This window comes from Thioclava electrotropha, from assembly GCF_002085925.2.
GTDB classification, from domain to species: Bacteria; Pseudomonadota; Alphaproteobacteria; order Rhodobacterales; family Rhodobacteraceae; genus Thioclava; species Thioclava electrotropha.
In genome coordinates, this window is the sequence record NZ_CP053562.1 from 883,539 (window position 1) to 900,059 (window position 16,521).

The window sequence follows — 16,521 nt, forward strand, 5'->3', positions numbered from 1 at the left end:
AAGGACGCGCGATGAACATCACCCCGGCGATCAAGGCGATGGAAGACCAGTTGGTCGAATGGCGGCACGCGTTGCATCGCCGCCCCGAACTGGCCTTCGAGGAACACGAGACCGCCGCCTTCATCGCGGCTGAGTTGCGTGCTTTCGGACTTGAGGTCCATGAGGGGCTGGCCGGGACCGGGGTGATCGGCGTTCTGCGAAATGGCGAGGGGCCGACGGTCGGCCTGCGCGCCGATATCGACGCGCTGCCGATCTCCGAACTGACCGGCGCGGATTATGCCTCCGAGATCCCCGGCAAGATGCATGCCTGTGGCCATGACGGTCACACCACGATGCTTCTGGGCGCCGCGCAGGCGATGGCGGCCGATCCGCCGGGACCGGGCACGGTGGTGTTCATCTTCCAGCCCGCCGAGGAAAACGAAGGCGGCGCGCGGGTGATGATCGAGGATGGGTTGCTTGACCAATTCCCGCTCGACAGCACCTTTGCGCTGCATAACTGGCCGGGGCTGGAGGCGGGCAAGATCGCGATGCGCGCGGGCCCCGTGATGGCCGCGTTCGACACGTTCGAGCTGAAGGTGATGGGCAAGGGCTCGCATGGCGCGATGCCGCATGAGGGGATCGACCCGATCACGCTGGCGGCCCAGCTGCAGATGGCCTGGCAAACCATCGTCAGCCGCGCGGTGGATCCGACCGACGCGACGGTGATCTCGGTCACGCAGATCCATGCGGGCCACACGCTCAATGTGATCCCCGACGAAGTGACCCTGCACGGCACTGTGCGCACCCTGCGCCCCGCGACGCGCGATTTCGTGCAGGCCGAGATGACGCGCCGCGCCGAAATGATCGCCGAGGCGTTTCATGCCAAGGCCGAGCTGATCTATCAGCGCCGCTACCCGGCCACGATCAACGATGCCGAGGCCGCCGAAACCGCACGTCGCGCCGCCGAGGCCATCGTGGGCCGCGACGCGGTACAGGTCGATTACGCGCCCAGCATGGCGAGCGAGGATTTCGCCTTCCTGCTGGAGAAGGTGCCCGGCGCTTACGGCTGGATCGGCAACGGATCGACCGAGGGCGGGCGCAACCTGCACAGCCCGCATTACGATTTCAACGACTCCATCCTGCCGCTGGGCGTGCAATTCTTTGTCGAGGTCGCGCAGCGCGCGCTGGCCGGGTCGAACGATTGAGGGGCCAGCCGTGACCCATCCCGCCGCGCAAGATCCGTGGTTCGAACTGGCGCGGTCCGACACACCCGGTGCGATCGCGGTGATCTCTGCCATCGAAGGCCCGGCCTATCGCAATGTCGGCACCGCGATGGCGATCTTGCCGGACGGTCGGCGCTTCGGAGCGCTTAGCTCTGGCTGTATCGAAGAAGATGTGGCCGAACATGCGCGCGCGGCGCAGGCCGACGGGCAGGTGCGCAAGCTGCGCTATGGGGCCGGTTCGCCCTTTTTCGATCTGAAGCTGCCCTGCGGCGGCGCGCTCGAGGTCACGGTGATCCCCGCGCCGGACCGTTCTTTGCTTCGCGAGCTTGCGGCAAGGCGGGCGCGCCGCGCGGAGGCGGCCTTGGGACTGAGCGCCTCGGGGTGCTTGCGTTTGATGCAGGAGGACGAGGCCCCCGACGAGCCGGGAGAGCTGCGTATCGCCTTTCGCCCCGAGCCGCGCTTCGTGATCTTCGGTGCCGGGGCCGAGGCGGTGTTCTTCGCCGATCTGGTGCGGGCCACCGGCGCGCCGCATCTTTTGCTCACGCCCGAAGACGCCAGTTTCGCCAATGCCGAAGGTGCAGGCTGCACGGTGCGCAGGTTGGACCGAAGCGCGATCCCCTCAGACGTTGCCATCGACGCGCGCACGGCGGTGATCCTTCTGTTTCACGACCACGATTGGGAGCTGGATATTCTCGAGGCGGCGCTCGCAACCCCTGCGTTCTACATCGGGGCACAAGGCAGCGTGCGCACGCAAAGCCGACGGCAGGAGGGCTTGCAGGCCCGCGGTATCGACGCGGCGACGCGCGCGCGGGTTCATGGGCCAATCGGGCTGATCCAATCCGCGCGCGATCCGCGGCTGCTGGCCGTGTCGGTGCTGGCCGAGGTGCTTGAAGAAGTGCAGCGCGACGTTTGAAATTCGCGCGTGCTGGCCCGAACAAGCCGCCGCGAATTGCATCTACGTTAAAATGCCCCGCGCGACGAAAGCTTCGACCGAGTTCGTCCGTTCCGGCGCATGGCTTTGGCGAAAAGGCGTAGGTCCCCTTAGGCTCCAGACCCGGCTACCTGAACAGAGAGATTTTCTTTCCGCCTGTCACAAAGCGGGGGGCTGTCTCGTCTTCTGGTATATAACCCAAGGAGATGCCGATGACGCCCCGAATGAACTACTACGAAGCGGCCCCCGAGACCATGAAGGCCATGAGGGCGGCCGAGGAGGCGACGAAGGAGCTTTCGATTTCGCTTATGCTGCGGGAGCTTATCAAGATGCGCGTGTCGCAAATCAACGGATGTGCTTATTGCCTCGATATGCATGCGCCTGCCGCGCGGGAGGCGGGTGTGTCGCAGCAAAAGCTCGATGTGCTGGCGGCCTGGCGGGAAAGCCCTGCGTTTGACGAACGCGAATGCGCCGCACTCGATTGGGCCGAAGCCCTGACAAGGATCGAGCAACAGGGTGCTTCGGAGGAGGTCTTCCAGCGCCTCCGAAATGTTTTTACGGAGCGCGAATGCGTCGACCTGACTTTCGCTGTTACGTTGATTAACGCGTGGAATCGTTTCGCGATTGGGTTCCGGTCTACCCACAAGATCAGAGAGCGCGATCATGCCGTTGCCTGAGACACAGCAGGTTTTCGAAAGGGAGCGCCGCCGCTTGGCGGGGCTCGCCTATCGAATGACCGGGTCAGTCTCGGAGACGGAAGACATCCTTCAGGATGCGGCGCTGAAACTGCAAACCGTCGGGCTCTCCGGCATCGAACGTCCGGCGCAATGGTTGTCGACCGTCGTCACGCGCCTTTGCCTCGACCATCTGCGATCGGCGCAGAAGAGGCGGGAAACCTATGTGGGGGCGTGGCTGCCCGAGCCGATTGTCACCGACCATGCGGCGGATGCCGAAAGCGATTGGATCCTGACCGAAGACGTGGGGATTGCACTCCTGCTCACGCTCGATCGACTATCGCCCGAGATGCGCGCAGCGTTCATTCTTCGCGACGGGTTCGATAACAGTTTCGAAGAGATCTCGGCGGTCGTCGGCCAGTCTTCCGCAAATTGTCGGCAGCTGGTCTCGCGGGCAAGACGCAAGCTCGCCGGTGCCGATCGGAACTCGCCGGAATGGGCAGGGGAGACCCACCCGCTTGTCGCGGCATTCTGGGCTGCGAGCCGCGAGGGCGATATGGATCGGCTGCTGGAAATCTTCGCTGAAGATATCGAGGTGCATACGGATGGTGGCGGCAAGGTTCCGGCGGCGATCAACGTGCTGAGAGGGAGCCGGAACGCCGCGCGCTTCTTCGAAGGGTTGGCCCGGAAGGGCAAGCTGACGAATGGGCCTGTGCCGAGACCGCAGTTGATCAACGGAGCAACAGGATATGTGGTGCGGGAAAATGGTGTCCTGCAAACCACGGCCTTCGCGGTTCATTCCGGAAAGATCAAAGCAATATGGATTGTCCGAAACCCCGAGAAGCTGCGGCATGTTCGTCCTGCAGAGGAAGGATTTCCATCCTAAGGGTCGCGCGCTCCATGCTGTTCGGCCGATTGATGAGGACTAAGCCACATCGTGTGTTTCGTCTGGCATGGCCGCGGACATCAAGAAGCCGGACACGAGGCCCGGCTTCCTGCCTCGTGTGTGATCAGGCCATATGGCCTTCGAAGACGCTCTGCAGCTTGCCGACGGGAATGATGTCCGTCTGGCCGTAGGGGTCGACGTGATTGGTGCCGTCGATGATCATCAGCTCCTTCCGCCCGCCCGCCCGCCGCCATGCCGAGGGCGTTGGCGATTTTGAAGGCCGCCATCTTCATCGCGCCAAAGCGGTAGCGGTCCGCCGCGCGCCCGCCGATCAAAGTGCCGGCACAGATGCCGAGGCCCACCACCATCTGCGCCGGGGCGCTACTGCTGTATCGAGGCCAGATAATAGATGAGAGACAGGATGCGCCCCCGGGCCACCATGTCCGCCGTTTCTCCGCGCTCGCTGGTCGCCGAGGCCGCGTAACGGTCCCCCCAGACCGGCATCTTGCTGCCATGCGCCCGCGTCTCGTTTCGGCCATCTATCATCCGAAGCGTGTAGTCGAACGGGAATTCGCCGTTGCCCTTCTTCGCCGCGAGGCTCGTGAGGTCGGGTGTCTGAATATCCAGCAGCCCTGCCAGCGGGCCATTCCCCTTCGCGGTCTCGCCATGACATCCAGCGCAGGCGACCATGTATTCCTCGCGACCGGCATCCTCCTGCGCCAGAGCGTTTGTTGTCAGCAGCAGGAGCGCTGCCACGCTTGAAATCACCACACCGTTCATTGCTTTCTCCTCCTCCCAGGATTTCGAACACTTCCCAGCAAAGCAGGTGGCCGATTTCGCGCACTGACCGGCGTCAATGACATGTCGCTATGCCTGCTGGCGGATCAAACGCATGGGGAGCGGATCGGAGGGGGGCGGACGACCGGAGAGGTTGCCAAGCTGGTCCCGATCCTCAAGGATCGCGCTGGAAAAGAGACGCGGCCCGAAGCGGGGCCCACGCCACAGCGAAAAGAGGATGCGATGAAACTGAATGTCTATCTGGCCGGCGAAATTCACACCGATTGGCGCGAGGCGGTGAAATCGGCCTGCGAAGGGCTCGAGATCGAATGGTCGGGGCCAGTGACGGATCACGGGGCCTCGGATGATTGCGGGGTCGAGATCTTCGGCGCGGAAGAGGACAAGTTCTGGCATGACCGCAAGGGCGCGTCGCTCAACGCGATCCGTATCCGCACCGGGATCGAGCGCTGCGACGTGCTCGTCGTGTGTTTCGGAGAGAAATACAAGCAGTGGAACGCGGCCTTCGACGCGGGCTATGCGGCGGCGCTCGGTAAGCCGATCATCGTGCTTCAGCCGCCCGAGCACGATCATGCGCTCAAGGAGGTCGATGCGGCGGCCAATGCGGTCGCGCGCACGCCCGAGCAGGTGGCCCGCGCGCTGCGCTATGTGACGACGGCGGCGCTGTAAGGCGGAACGGCGCCCATATCCTTTTCGGCTATCCGCCTGCGATGAGGGCGGGGCCCGACCTCGGGTGGGCGCAGGCACGAGATAGGTGGTCTGTGCTTTATCGTACCACATCCGATCGACAGGTGTGCTCGCGTCGAGGTGGCAAAAGCGCCCTCCCGGGGGGAGGTCGGGCGCTGCCCGGGACTGGTCGCCCCGGGCGTCGGTCTGAGCCGGGACCGGAGTCTCGCTGATCCCCCAAACGAAAACGCCCCCCGCAGGTCATCCTGCGAGGGGCGCGATTTTCTTCGGGAGAGGCGATCAGCCCAGATCGAAGCGATCGGCGTTCATCACCTTGGTCCAGGCGGCCACGAAGTCCTCCACGAACTTCTCGCTTGCGTCGTCCTGCGCATAGACCTCGGCATAGGCGCGCAGGATCGCGTTCGAGCCGAAGACCAGATCGACGCGGCTCGCGGTCCACTTAACCGCGCCGGTTTTGCGGTCGCGGATCTCGTAGGCGCCGTCGCCCACCGGATGCCAGCTATAGCCCATATCGGTCAGGTTGACGAAGAAGTCGGTCGTCAGCTGGCCTTCACGGTCGGTGAAGACGCCGTGCTTGGTTCCGCCATAGTTGGTGCCGATCGTCCGCATGCCGCCGATCAGGACGGTCATTTCATGCGCGGTCAGTCCCATCAGCTGGGCACGGTCCAGAAGCATCTCCTCGGGCGAGACGACGTAGTCCTTCTTGAGCCAGTTGCGGAACCCGTCGGCGAGCGGTTCGAGCACATCGAAGCTGTCGGCATCGGTCATCTCGTCGCTCGCGTCGCCACGACCCGGCGCGAAGGGCACCGTCGCGTCATGACCGGCGGCCTTGATCGCCTTCTCGACGCCGACATTGCCCGCCAACACGATAACGTCGGCCACCGAGGCACCGGCTTCCGCCGCGATCGGCTCGAGCACCGAAAGCACCTTTTGCAGACGGGCGGGCTCGTTGCCTTCCCAGTCCTTCTGCGGGGCCAGACGGATGCGCGCGCCATTGGCGCCGCCGCGCATGTCCGAGCCGCGATAGGTGCGCGCGCTGTCCCAAGCGGTCGAGACCAGTTCGGCCACCGACAGATCCGAGGCCGCGATCTTCGCCTTCACAGCGTCCACGTCCCAATCGGTAGACCCGGCGGGGACCGGGTCTTGCCAGACCAGATCTTCCGAGGGCACCCACGGGCCCTTGTAGCGGACCTTCGGGCCCATATCGCGGTGGGTCAGCTTGAACCAGGCGCGGGCGAAGGTCTCCTTGAAATACTCCGGATCGGCCATGAATTTCTGGCAGATTTCGTTGTAGATCGGGTCGACCTTCATCGCCATGTCGGCATCGGTCATCATCGGCATCCGGCGCTGGCTCGGGTCCGAAGTGTCGAGCGGCATGTCCTTTTCGGCGATGTCCACCGGCTTCCACTGTTTCGCGCCAGCGGGGCTCTGGGTGACTTCCCATTCATGACCGAAGAGCATCTCGAAATACCCCATGTCGAATTCGAGCGGGTTCGTCGTCCAGGCACCTTCCGGCCCGCCGGTGATCGAGTTGCTCGCTTGCCCCTTCAGGTTCGGGTTGAACCAGCCGAGACCCTGCTGCTCGACATCGGCGGCTTCAGGTTCCGCGCCGAGCGCCGACGCGTCGCCATTGCCGTGGCATTTGCCGACGGTGTGGCCGCCCGCGGTCAGCGCGGCGGTTTCCTCGTCATTCATCGCCATGCGCGCGAAGGTCTCACGGACCTGCGCCGCGGTCTTCATCGGGTCGGGCTGGCCGTTGACGCCTTCGGGGTTCACGTAGATCAGGCCCATCTGCACGGCGGCGAGCGGGTTTTCCATCGTGTCGGGCTTGTCGACATTGGCATAGCGCTCGTCCGACGGCGCGAGCCATTCCTTCTCGGCGCCCCAATAGGTGTCCTTCTCGGGATGCCAGATGTCCTCGCGGCCAAAGGCGAAGCCGAAGGTCTTCAGACCCATGCTTTCATAGGCGACGGTGCCGGCGAGGATGATCAGGTCCGCCCAGCTGAGCCGGTTCCCGTATTTTTTCTTGAGCGGCCAGAGCAGACGACGGGCCTTGTCGAGGCTCGCATTGTCGGGCCACGAGTTGAGCGGGGCGAAGCGGATATTGCCGGTGCCCGCGCCGCCGCGCCCATCCGCGAGACGGTAGGAGCCCGCCGAGTGCCAGGCGAGGCGGATCATCAAACCGCCGTAATGGCCCCAGTCAGCCGGCCACCACTCCTGACTTTCGGTCAGCAGCGCATGCAGATCGGCTTTCAGCGCGTCGTAGTCGAGCTTCTCGACCTCTTCGGCATAGTCGAAGCTGCGCCCCAGCGGGTCCGTCTTGGTGTCATGCTGGTGCAGGATGTCGAGATTGAGCGCCTGCGGCCACCAGTTCATCACGTTCGAGCCAAGCTCGGTATTGCCGCCATGCATCACCGGGCACTTGCCGCCCGTGTTCACGTCATTTCCGTCCATCTGTGCTTCCTCCTGCTGAGCACGGGGTTGATCGGGGAGACCGGTTAAAGTCTGACATGCCGCAGCTTGTCCGAATAGGGGCTACGGCACGTGGGTCCCTACCTTGCCCGATGCTCATAGCAGGCAGTGTGATAAATAAAAATTTGGAAATTGTAATAAGACATATAATGTAAAATTATGCATCGGCATTTTGTCAGCGGAATCCGAGCGCTGGCGTCATGCGACCCCGACAGGTTCGAACCGGCCAAAGCGGGCGCCCGTTCAACGACATGTCATGCCGCGAACGGGTTGCCCCATGGCCTTGACCGAGCGTCACTGCCTTTGCCGCTTACTCCGCCGCGATCTCGATTGTCTCGACCGTCTCACGAAGCCGCGCGGTCACCTTGATCGTGCCGCGCGTCCCCGTCAGGCGAATCCAGCAACCGGTCGCACCGTCGGCGAGCACCGGACAGTCGGAGCCGATCAGCTTAGCCGGGCCTTCGACGGTGAGGTGAACGGGCTCGTTGAGGAAGTGCAGCTTGTTGCCGGCCTGATCGCGGGCGCGGATCATTACGCGGATTTCCTCGCTCGGATCGGCCTCGGCCTCGGTGACATCGGGCGCCACTTCGAGCCGGTCGAACATCGCATCGGCGGGGAAGTCGCGCTCGATCACCAACTCGCCGTTGCGATAGCCGCGCAGGCGGCCCGCATGCCAGCTCTCTCCCCAAGCGGTCACCTCGTCCGGGGTAAAATGCTCGTAGTCGATGATAACCGGCGCGTGCGGCAGATGCGGGAAGCGGGTGCGATCAGGCCCGACGCGCTTGACCACATCGGCATAGGACAGTTCCACCTCGTCGCAATTCGTCAGCACGATCAACGGGATCACCCCGCCGATATTGCGCTCGCCGCGCGACCAGACGGTGACCGGCTCCATCACGATCGCCTCGTCGGGATCGCGCTGGCTGGCATAGGCGTAGGCCGCGAATTTCGGCTCGCGGAAGATCGACATCACGCCGTGATGGCAGATCCGGTCGCCCGCGCCGAAATCCTTGTGGGTGTTGTAGTCGAACATGCACCAGCCGATGCAGCCCGCAAGCCCGGCATCGGGATCATGGGCGGCGTTGAGCACGTCGAGATGGCGCAGCACATGCTCGTGCTGGCGATGCTCGGGGTCGCCCGCCTTGGTGGGATACATGTGCCCGTTATACTCGGTCACCAGATAGGGCACGCGCGTGGGAAGCCCCGTCACCTCCTGCTGGTCGCGCAAGCTCGTGCGCGGCCGGTTCGAGAAGGGCAGTTCGAAATCGCCGAGGATGAAATCGTTCATCGTGTAGACGTCTTCGAGCAGTTGGCTGTCGGTGATGCAGCGCACGCCGCCGGTGGGGCGCGTCGCATCCAACTCATGCGCGAGGGCATTGGTGCGTTTATAGAACGCTTCCGCATCGGGGCTCTCGTTGATCCGCACGCCCCAGATGATGATCGAGGGGTGGTTCCAGTCGCGCCGGATCATCCGCTCGACATTGGCGACGGACTCGTCCTGCCAGACATCGCCGCCGATATGCTGCCAACCGGGGATTTCCTCGAAGACCATGAGGCCGATCTCGTCGCAGCGGTCGAGGAAATAGGGGCTTTGCGGGTAATGCGAGGTGCGCGCGATGTTGCAGGCCAGATCGTAACGCAGGATTTCCGCGTCGCGCTCCTGACTGCGTTTGCCTTGGGCATAGCCCGAATAGGGGAAACTCTGGTGCCGGTTCAGGCCGCGCAGGACCACGCGTTTGCCGTTGAGGAAGAACCCCTCGGGCGTGAATTCCGCGTGACGGAAACCGAAGCGCTGAGTGAGGCGGTCGCCGCTTTGGCTCAGGGTCAGAGCCAGCGTGTAGAGCACGGGCGTCTCGACCGACCAGAGCGTGATGCCGCTGAGGCCCTCGAAGGTGATCTCTCCGGTGCCCTCGCCGCGCGCGATCTCGTGGCCGTCGGCGTCCGACAGAACCGCCTCCACCGTGCCCGGCGCGTCGAGCTTGACCAGAACGCGCTTGGCCTCGGCCAGCACGTCGGGCGTCTCGATCTTCACGCTTGCGATATGGGCCTCGGGCAGCACCTCGAGCCACGCATCGCGATAGATCCCGGCATAGGTGAGGTAGTCGATGCGGCCACCGAAGGGCGGGATCTCGGGGTTTTCCGACCCGTCGATATGCACCGTCACCAGCGCCGTGCCGCCTTCGAACCGGTCCGTCAGATCGACGGTGAAGGGCGTGTAGCCATCGCGGTGGCGCAGCACTTCCGCGCCGTTCACATAGACCACGGCATCGGCCATCGCTCCGTCGAACCGCAGACGCACCAGCTTGCCCGCCCACGCATCGTTCCACGCGATCTCGCGCTGATAGGTGAAGGGGCGCTGGAACGCGGCTTCGTCGAAATAGCTCATCGGCAGGTCGGCGGCGTTATGGGGCAGGGTGACCGTCTCGCCCTGCAGCGGCTCCGCGACCTTCGCCGCGTCGAAGCCTTCCGCGAACGTCCAGCCCTCGTTCAGTTTGCTGATCTCTCTCATGCTTACCACTCCGCGAAGCTGCCATCGGCATGGCGCCAGATCGGGTTGCGCCAGCGGTGACCTTCAGAGGCCGCCTGACGGACTTTCTCCTCGTTGACCTCGACGCCGAGGCCGGGGCCCTGCGGGATCGCGACGAAGCCGTCGTCATATTCGAAGACCGACGGGTTGCTCAGATAATCGAGCAGGTCCGAGCCCTTGTTGTAATGGATGCCCAGCGACTGCTCCTGAATGAAGGCGTTGTAGCAGACCGCATCGAGCTGCAGGTTCGCCGCCAGCGCGATCGGCCCCAGCGGGCAATGCAGCGCCAGCGCCACGTCATGCGCTTCGGCCATCGCCGCGATGCGGTAGGTCTCGGTGATGCCGCCAGAATGCGAGGGGTCGGGCTGGACGATATCGACGTAACCGCCCTGCAGGATCGATTTGAAATCCCAGCGCGTATAGAGCCGCTCGCCCAATGCGATCGGGGTGGAGCAATGGTTGGCGATCTCACGCAGCGCCTCGGCGTTTTCGCTCAGCACCGGCTCCTCGATGAACATCAGATTGAAGGGCTCGAGTTCCTTCGCGAGCTGCTTGGCCATCGGGCGATGGACGCGACCGTGGAAGTCCACGCCGATGCCGAAATCGGGGCCCATTTCCTCGCGGATCGCCTGCACGCGCGCCAGAACGGCGTCTATCTTGTCGTGGGAGTCGATGAATTGCAGCTCCTCGGTGCCGTTCATCTTCACCGCAGTGAAGCCCCGGTCGCCGCACTCGCGCGCCATCTGCGCCGTGTCGCCGGGCCGGTCGCCGCCGATCCAGCTATAGACCCGGATGCGGTCGCGTTGCTGGCCGCCCAGAAGCGCATGGACAGGCACGCCAAGCGCCTTGCCCTTGATGTCCCACAGCGCCTGATCGAGCCCGGCGATGGCCGACATGTGGATCCCGCCGCCGCGATAGAAGCCGCCGCGATACATCACCGTCCAGTGGTCCTGAATATGGCCGGGGTCCTTGCCGATCAGGTAGTCCGACAGTTCCTCGACGCAGGCGGCGACAGAGGCTGCGCGGCCTTCGAGCACCGGTTCGCCCCAGCCGGAGATGCCCTCGTCGGTGGAGATTTTCACGAAACACCAGCGCGGCGGCACGATGAAGGTTTCGATGGCGGTGATTTTCATAACGGTCCTCAGGGTTAGTGGGCGCGATCAGGCGTCGAAAGGATCGGTGATCGCGAAACGTGCATTGATGAAGGCGTCTGCGACAAGCCGCATTGGCGCGAGGTCGAGATCGCTTTGGCCGGCGCGCACCAGATCGCGCATCCGGGCGTAGAGATTGGCGTATTCGCGGTTCTCGCCCGTGGCGATCACCTCGCCATCGACGCTGAACTCAGCTCCGCCCTTGTCGAGCATGGCTGTGCCGCGTTCGGTCTGAAGGGTGATGCGCCACAGCTCGTCACCCGTTTCCCGCCAGTCGAAGGCTGCGGTGATCGGGGTCTCGCCTGCGCACATCTCCAGATCAGCGGCGATCGGGGTCTGGCGACCTCGCGGGATGCTTAGCGCGGCCGCTGTCAGCCGCACCGGCTGGCGCAGGATACGGGTCAGGATCGAGAGCGCGTTGATGCCGGGATCGAAGACCCCGAGCCCGCCCGGCTGCCAGATCCACTCCTGGCCGGGATGCCACTTGCGTACGTCCTCGCGCCAGTCGATCCGGATCGCGGAAATCTCGCGCCCGGCGAGCCATTGGCGCGCCGCGTCCACGGCCGCCGCCTCGCGCGAATGCCAGGTGGCGAAGATCGTCAGTCCCGCCTTGGCGGCGGTCTCGCGCAGCGCCTCGACCTCGCTCAGCGTCATGCCGGGCGGCTTTTCGAGCATCAGGTGACGGCCCGCGCGCAGCACCGCCATCGCCTGATCGAACCGCCCCTGCGGCGGGGTGCAGAGCGAGACGGCGCCGATCTCGGGCTCGGCGTCCAGCATCGCGCGCAGGTCGGGATAGCTTGGCAGGTCGGGCAGGGTGGCATTGCGGCTCGCGATGGCGGCGAGATGCACGCCGTCGGTATCCGCGATCGCGGGAAGGTGCTGGGCGCGGGCGATCGCTCCCAGCCCCACGAGGCCGATGGCAAGGCTCATCCGCGCACCCGTGCGCCCGTGCTGGTGTCAAACACATAGACCGAGGCCAGATCGAAGCTGAGCCCGGTCTTGCCGCCGACCGCGCCGTGGAGGCGCTGATCGGTCTCGACCACGACGCGCTCGCCGGTGGCCGCGTCGAGATGCGCATAGCTGACGCCGCCAAGGTTCTCGGCCATCTCGATGGTGAAGTTGCCCTCCGCACCGCTCAGGCGCAGCGCGTTGGGGCGGATGCCGATTTCCAGCTTCGTGCCGTCTGCCGGCAAGGCAACGGGGCTGTCGACGCGCTGCCCCAGAGCGGGCACGTCGAGCTGCCCCTCCACCACGGTCGCGGCGAGGAAGTTCATCGAAGGCGAGCCCATGAAGCCCGCAACGAAGCGATTGTCGGGATCGTCGTAAAGCTCCATCGGGCTTCCGACCTGTTCGATATTGCCCGCGCGCAGCACGACGATCTTGTCGGCCATCGTCATCGCCTCGACCTGATCGTGGGTGACGTAGATCATCGTCGCCCCGATCTCGCGGTGCAGGCGCGCGATCTCGGCGCGCATCTCGACGCGCAATTCGGCATCGAGGTTGGAGAGCGGTTCGTCGAAGAGGAACACCTCCGGGCCACGGGTGATCGCGCGGCCGATGGCCACACGCTGGCGCTGACCGCCCGAGAGTGCGGCAGGCTTACGGTCCAGAAGCGGCTCCAGCTTCAGGATCCGCGCCGCTTCCTGCACCTTGTCACTGATCTGGGCCTTCGGATGGCCGTTCATCTTCAGCCCGAAGCCCATATTCTCGCCTACCGTCATATGCGGGTAGAGCGCGTAGGTCTGAAACACCATCGCGATGCCGCGCTCGGCGGGTTCGGCCTTCGTGACTTCGCGCCCGCCGATGCGGATTGCGCCGTCCGAGGTCTCCTCCAACCCCGCGATCATCCGCAAAAGCGTCGACTTGCCACAGCCGGACGGCCCGACGAAGACACAGAATTCCCCCGGGTCGACCGTCAGATCGACGCCGTGGATCACCTCCGCATCGCCAAATCTCTTGACGATCTTCTCCAATGCGACTCCGCTCACGGGGTCTCCTCCCTGTTTTTACGCGCCGGGGTTCAGTCGGCGCGTTTCTGTTCCGGAAAGCGCCAGTCACTGGCCGCTTTCGCGATCTTCTCCGCTGTCTCGAGGATCAGCGGGGCATAGGTTTCGAGTTGTTTTTGACCGTCGGGCTGGCCCGAGGTGATCGAGAGCGCGCCCAGAACGCGGCCCTGCGGCGACAGGATCGGAGCGGCGATGCAGCGGATGCCGGGCTCGTGCTCCTCGTCATCCCAGGCAAAACCGCGCTTGCGGATGTTCTCCAGCTCGGCGCGCAGGCTCGTCGCGTCGGTCAGGGTGTGTTCCGTGAAACGATGAAAGCTCTGCCGCGTCAGCGCATTCTGCAGCGCGTCCTCGGGTAGATAGGCGAGCATCGCCTTGCCCACGCCCGTGCAATAGGCCGGACCGACCTTGCCCGATTGCGAGAACATCTCGACCGGGCGCGAGGCGTTGCGCTTGTCGACATAGAGCACCATGCCCTGATCGAGCTGCGCGAGGTGCAGCGTCTGACCGGTCTCCTTCGACAGTTGGTCGAGGTAGGGCGCTGCGATCGGCGCAAGCGAACTTTGCGCCCAGGCGGCATGAGCAAGGCGCACGAGGCGCAAACCCGGCCGATAGGTCTGACGATCCTCGTCGAAGGCGAGCATGCCCTGGTTCGTGAGCGTCTGCACGAAGCGATACAGGGTCGCCTTGGGCAGATCGCAGACCGGCAGCAACTCGGCGAAACGCACGGGGCGGCCGAATTCGGCAACGCGGTCGAGCACGGCCAGCGTGCGTCCAACCGTGCCGTCCGATTTCTCCGACTTTGGCGTGGCGTCGTTCATGGGCTCCTCCTCAGGGCTGTTGACAGGATGAGAGATTCGCGGCAGCATTTCAATATGTAAAACATGGTTCCAATATTTGAAACTAAAATCTTTGAGCCATGTGCTACTGAAACGGGAGGAGAACCGAATGAATTTCCTGAAAACCACCGCGCTTGTGGCGCTGATGGGCTCTATCGCCATTCCGGCGATGGCCGAGCAGCGCGTGCTCAAGCTGTTCACAGATGCGTCCGATCCGGCGCCGAAAGCCGCGTTCGAACAGCTCGTGAAAGGCTTCGAGGCCGAAAATCCGGATGTGAAAGTCGAGGTGAACACCTTCGATCACGAGGGCTACAAGACCGCGATCCGCAACTTCCTGACCGCCGACAGCCCCGATCTGGCGAACTGGTATGCGGGCAACCGCATGGCGCCCTTCGTCAATGCCGGGCAGTTCACCGATGTGTCCGATGTCTGGGAGGAGAACGGACTCAAGGACAGCCTCGGCTCCGCGCTCAAGTCGATGACCATCGACGGCAAGCAATGGGGCGTGCCCTATACCTACTACCAGTGGGGCATCTACTATAACAAAGACGTGTACAAGAAGGCCGGGGTGGAGGTGCCCAAGACCTGGGACGAGTTCATCTCGAACTGCAAGAAGTTCAAGGAGATGGGCGTCGACTGCCTGACCACCGGCACCAAGGCGCTGTGGCCGGCGGCAGGGATCTTCGACTATCTCGATCTGCGCACCAACGGCTACGATTTCCACATGAAGCTCACCAGCGGTGAGATTCCGTGGACCGATGACCGGGTGAAGGCCGTCTTCGCGGAGTGGAAGAAAGTTCTGCCCTACACCACGAAGAACGTCGCCGCGATCGACTGGCAGGATGCGGTGTCGAACATCGTGCAGGGCAAGGCCGCGAATTACGTCATGGGCAACTTCGCCGTCGCCACCTTCAAGGATGGCGGGATGACCAACGACACGCTGGGCTTCATGGACTTCCCGACGATCAACCCGGATATCCCGCGCGCCGAAGAAGCGCCGACCGATACGATCCACATTCCGGCAGGCGCCAAGAACAAGGCGGACGCCAAGAAGTTCCTCGCCTATGTCGCGAAGGCCGATGTGCAGACCAAGATGAACGAAGAACTCGGTCAGCTGCCGATCAACAAGAACTCTTCGGTGGGCGACGATCCCTATCTGCAGGCGGGCTTCAAAATCCTGTCCACGGCCGATGGCGGCATCGCGCAGTTCTTCGACCGTGACGCACCTGCGCAGATGGCGAAGGCGGGCATGGAAGGCTTCCAGGAATTCATGGCCTATCCTGACCATCTCGACGCAATCCTCGAGCGTCTCGAGAAGGTGCGTCAGCGCGTCTACAAGAACTGATCCTCCCCGAGGGGCGGTGCCTGTCACAGGGCGCCGCCCCTTCCTGTTTTTCCAGATCCGAGGAGTGCGACGATGACCGTCTCACCCGCTATGTCCGAGCCGCGCGCGGAGACCGGCATGCCCGCACCGCGCCGCCGCCGGTTGAACCGAAAACTTGCGCCCTGGCTGTTTCTCGCCCCCGGCGTGCTGATGTTCCTGATCTACGTGCTGATCCCGATCGGCGAGTCGATGTGGATCTCGTTCTTCCAATGGGACGGGCTGAGCGCGAAAACGTGGGTCGGGCTGTCGAATTATCTCGAGCTGCTCGATGACGACGCTTTTTACACCAGCCTCAAGAACAACCTGATCTGGCTGGTGCTCTATATGCTGGCGATCCCGTTCGGGCTGTTCATCGCTCTGTTCCTGAACCAGACCGTGCGCGGTATCCGGATCTACAAGTCGCTGTTCTTCTTCCCCTTCGTGATCTCTCAGGTCGTGGTCGGCCTGATCTTCTCGTGGTTCTATGCACCGGGCTTCGGGCTGTTCTTCGAGCTGACGAAATGGCTCGACGGGACTGGGATCGCGATCCTCGCGAACCCCAACACGGTGACCTACGGGATCATCGCAGCGGGTCTGTGGCCGCAGATCGCCTATTGCATGATCCTCTACCTGACCGGCCTGAACGCGGTCGCGCCCGACCAGATCGAGGCGGCGCGTCTCGATGGGGCGAAGGGCATCAAGATGCTCTGGTATGTCGTGCTGCCGCAACTGCGCCCGGCCACTTTCATCGCGGTCGTCGTCACCGTGATCGGGGCGCTGCGCAGCTTCGATCTCGTCTCGATCATGACCGATGGCGGGCCCTTCGGCTCCTCGCGGGTGCTGTCCTACTACATGTATGAGCAGGCGCTGTCGGAATACGGCTATCGCATGGGCTACGGCGCGGCGATCGCGGTGGTGCTGTTCGCGATCATGATGATCTTCATTTCGGGCTTCATCTGGAAGATGTGGCGCGACGAAAGGGGCCTGTGAG

14 protein-coding genes are annotated in these 16,521 nt (G+C 63.9%); 7 read left to right on the forward strand and 7 right to left on the reverse strand.

What is annotated here, in order from left to right:
• The first annotated feature begins 11 nt into the window (after positions 1-11).
• The 4 genes from AKL02_RS04420 (at position 12) to sigJ (ending at position 3,693) form a co-directional block, all read left to right on the forward strand.
• Positions 12-1,184, forward strand: a complete 1,173-nt coding sequence (locus tag AKL02_RS04420) for a M20 aminoacylase family protein (RefSeq protein ID WP_083078763.1) — start codon at positions 12-14, stop codon at positions 1,182-1,184.
• Positions 1,185-1,194: 10 nt separating this feature from the next.
• Positions 1,195-2,115 (forward strand): XdhC family protein, encoded by a 921-nt coding sequence (locus tag AKL02_RS04425; protein WP_165757006.1) that lies wholly within the window; start codon positions 1,195-1,197, stop codon positions 2,113-2,115.
• Between the two features lie 242 nt (positions 2,116-2,357).
• On the forward strand, positions 2,358-2,810 hold the full coding sequence (locus tag AKL02_RS04430; RefSeq protein ID WP_198453254.1) for a carboxymuconolactone decarboxylase family protein: 453 nt from the start codon (positions 2,358-2,360) through the stop codon (positions 2,808-2,810).
• Positions 2,797-3,693, forward strand: coding sequence for an RNA polymerase sigma factor SigJ (gene sigJ, locus AKL02_RS04435; protein WP_198453255.1), 897 nt, complete (start codon positions 2,797-2,799; stop codon positions 3,691-3,693). Before AKL02_RS04430 ends, sigJ begins: the two co-directional genes overlap by 14 nt.
• A gap of 381 nt (positions 3,694-4,074) precedes the next feature.
• Here sigJ and AKL02_RS04440 read toward each other — a convergent pair whose 3' ends face one another.
• Positions 4,075-4,473 carry a c-type cytochrome gene (locus AKL02_RS04440; protein ID WP_078519906.1) on the reverse strand — a complete coding sequence of 133 codons (399 nt, stop codon included), beginning with the start codon at positions 4,471-4,473 and terminating at the stop codon, positions 4,075-4,077.
• 240 nt (positions 4,474-4,713) lie between these two features.
• Between AKL02_RS04440 and AKL02_RS04445 the strand changes: the two genes are divergently transcribed.
• The gene (locus tag AKL02_RS04445) at positions 4,714-5,157 is read left to right on the forward strand and encodes a YtoQ family protein (RefSeq protein ID WP_078519905.1); all 444 of its coding nucleotides are present in this window, start codon (positions 4,714-4,716) and stop codon (positions 5,155-5,157) included.
• Positions 5,158-5,454: 297 nt separating this feature from the next.
• On the opposite strand, the gene katG is transcribed toward AKL02_RS04445, so the two are convergent.
• From katG to AKL02_RS04475, 6 genes are all read right to left on the reverse strand, one after another.
• On the reverse strand, positions 5,455-7,629 hold the full coding sequence (gene katG / locus AKL02_RS04450) for a catalase/peroxidase HPI (RefSeq protein ID WP_083078768.1): 2,175 nt from the start codon (positions 7,627-7,629) through the stop codon (positions 5,455-5,457).
• A gap of 328 nt (positions 7,630-7,957) precedes the next feature.
• A complete protein-coding gene (locus AKL02_RS04455) occupies positions 7,958-10,156 on the reverse strand; it encodes a glycoside hydrolase family 2 protein (RefSeq protein ID WP_083078771.1) in 2,199 nt (732 codons plus the stop codon).
• A gap of 2 nt (positions 10,157-10,158) precedes the next feature.
• Complete coding sequence (dgoD, locus tag AKL02_RS04460) at positions 10,159-11,307, reverse strand: galactonate dehydratase (protein ID WP_078599638.1); 1,149 nt, start codon at positions 11,305-11,307, stop codon at positions 10,159-10,161.
• 27 nt (positions 11,308-11,334) lie between these two features.
• On the reverse strand, positions 11,335-12,255 hold the full coding sequence (locus tag AKL02_RS04465; protein ID WP_083078774.1) for a Gfo/Idh/MocA family protein: 921 nt from the start codon (positions 12,253-12,255) through the stop codon (positions 11,335-11,337).
• Positions 12,252-13,313, reverse strand: a complete 1,062-nt coding sequence (locus tag AKL02_RS04470) for an ABC transporter ATP-binding protein (RefSeq protein WP_083078777.1) — start codon at positions 13,311-13,313, stop codon at positions 12,252-12,254. Before AKL02_RS04470 ends, AKL02_RS04465 begins: the two co-directional genes overlap by 4 nt.
• A gap of 32 nt (positions 13,314-13,345) precedes the next feature.
• Positions 13,346-14,149: an IclR family transcriptional regulator gene (locus AKL02_RS04475; protein WP_083078780.1), complete on the reverse strand. Its 804-nt coding sequence runs from the start codon at positions 14,147-14,149 to the stop codon at positions 13,346-13,348.
• Positions 14,150-14,276: 127 nt separating this feature from the next.
• On the opposite strand from AKL02_RS04475, the gene AKL02_RS04480 reads away from it, so the two are divergent.
• Both AKL02_RS04480 and AKL02_RS04485 read left to right on the forward strand, forming a co-directional pair.
• A complete protein-coding gene (locus AKL02_RS04480; protein WP_078604105.1) occupies positions 14,277-15,512 on the forward strand; it encodes an ABC transporter substrate-binding protein in 1,236 nt (411 codons plus the stop codon).
• Positions 15,513-15,629: 117 nt separating this feature from the next.
• Positions 15,630-16,520, forward strand: coding sequence for a carbohydrate ABC transporter permease (locus AKL02_RS04485; RefSeq protein ID WP_078520040.1), 891 nt, complete (start codon positions 15,630-15,632; stop codon positions 16,518-16,520).
• Position 16,521: the final 1 nt, after the last annotated feature.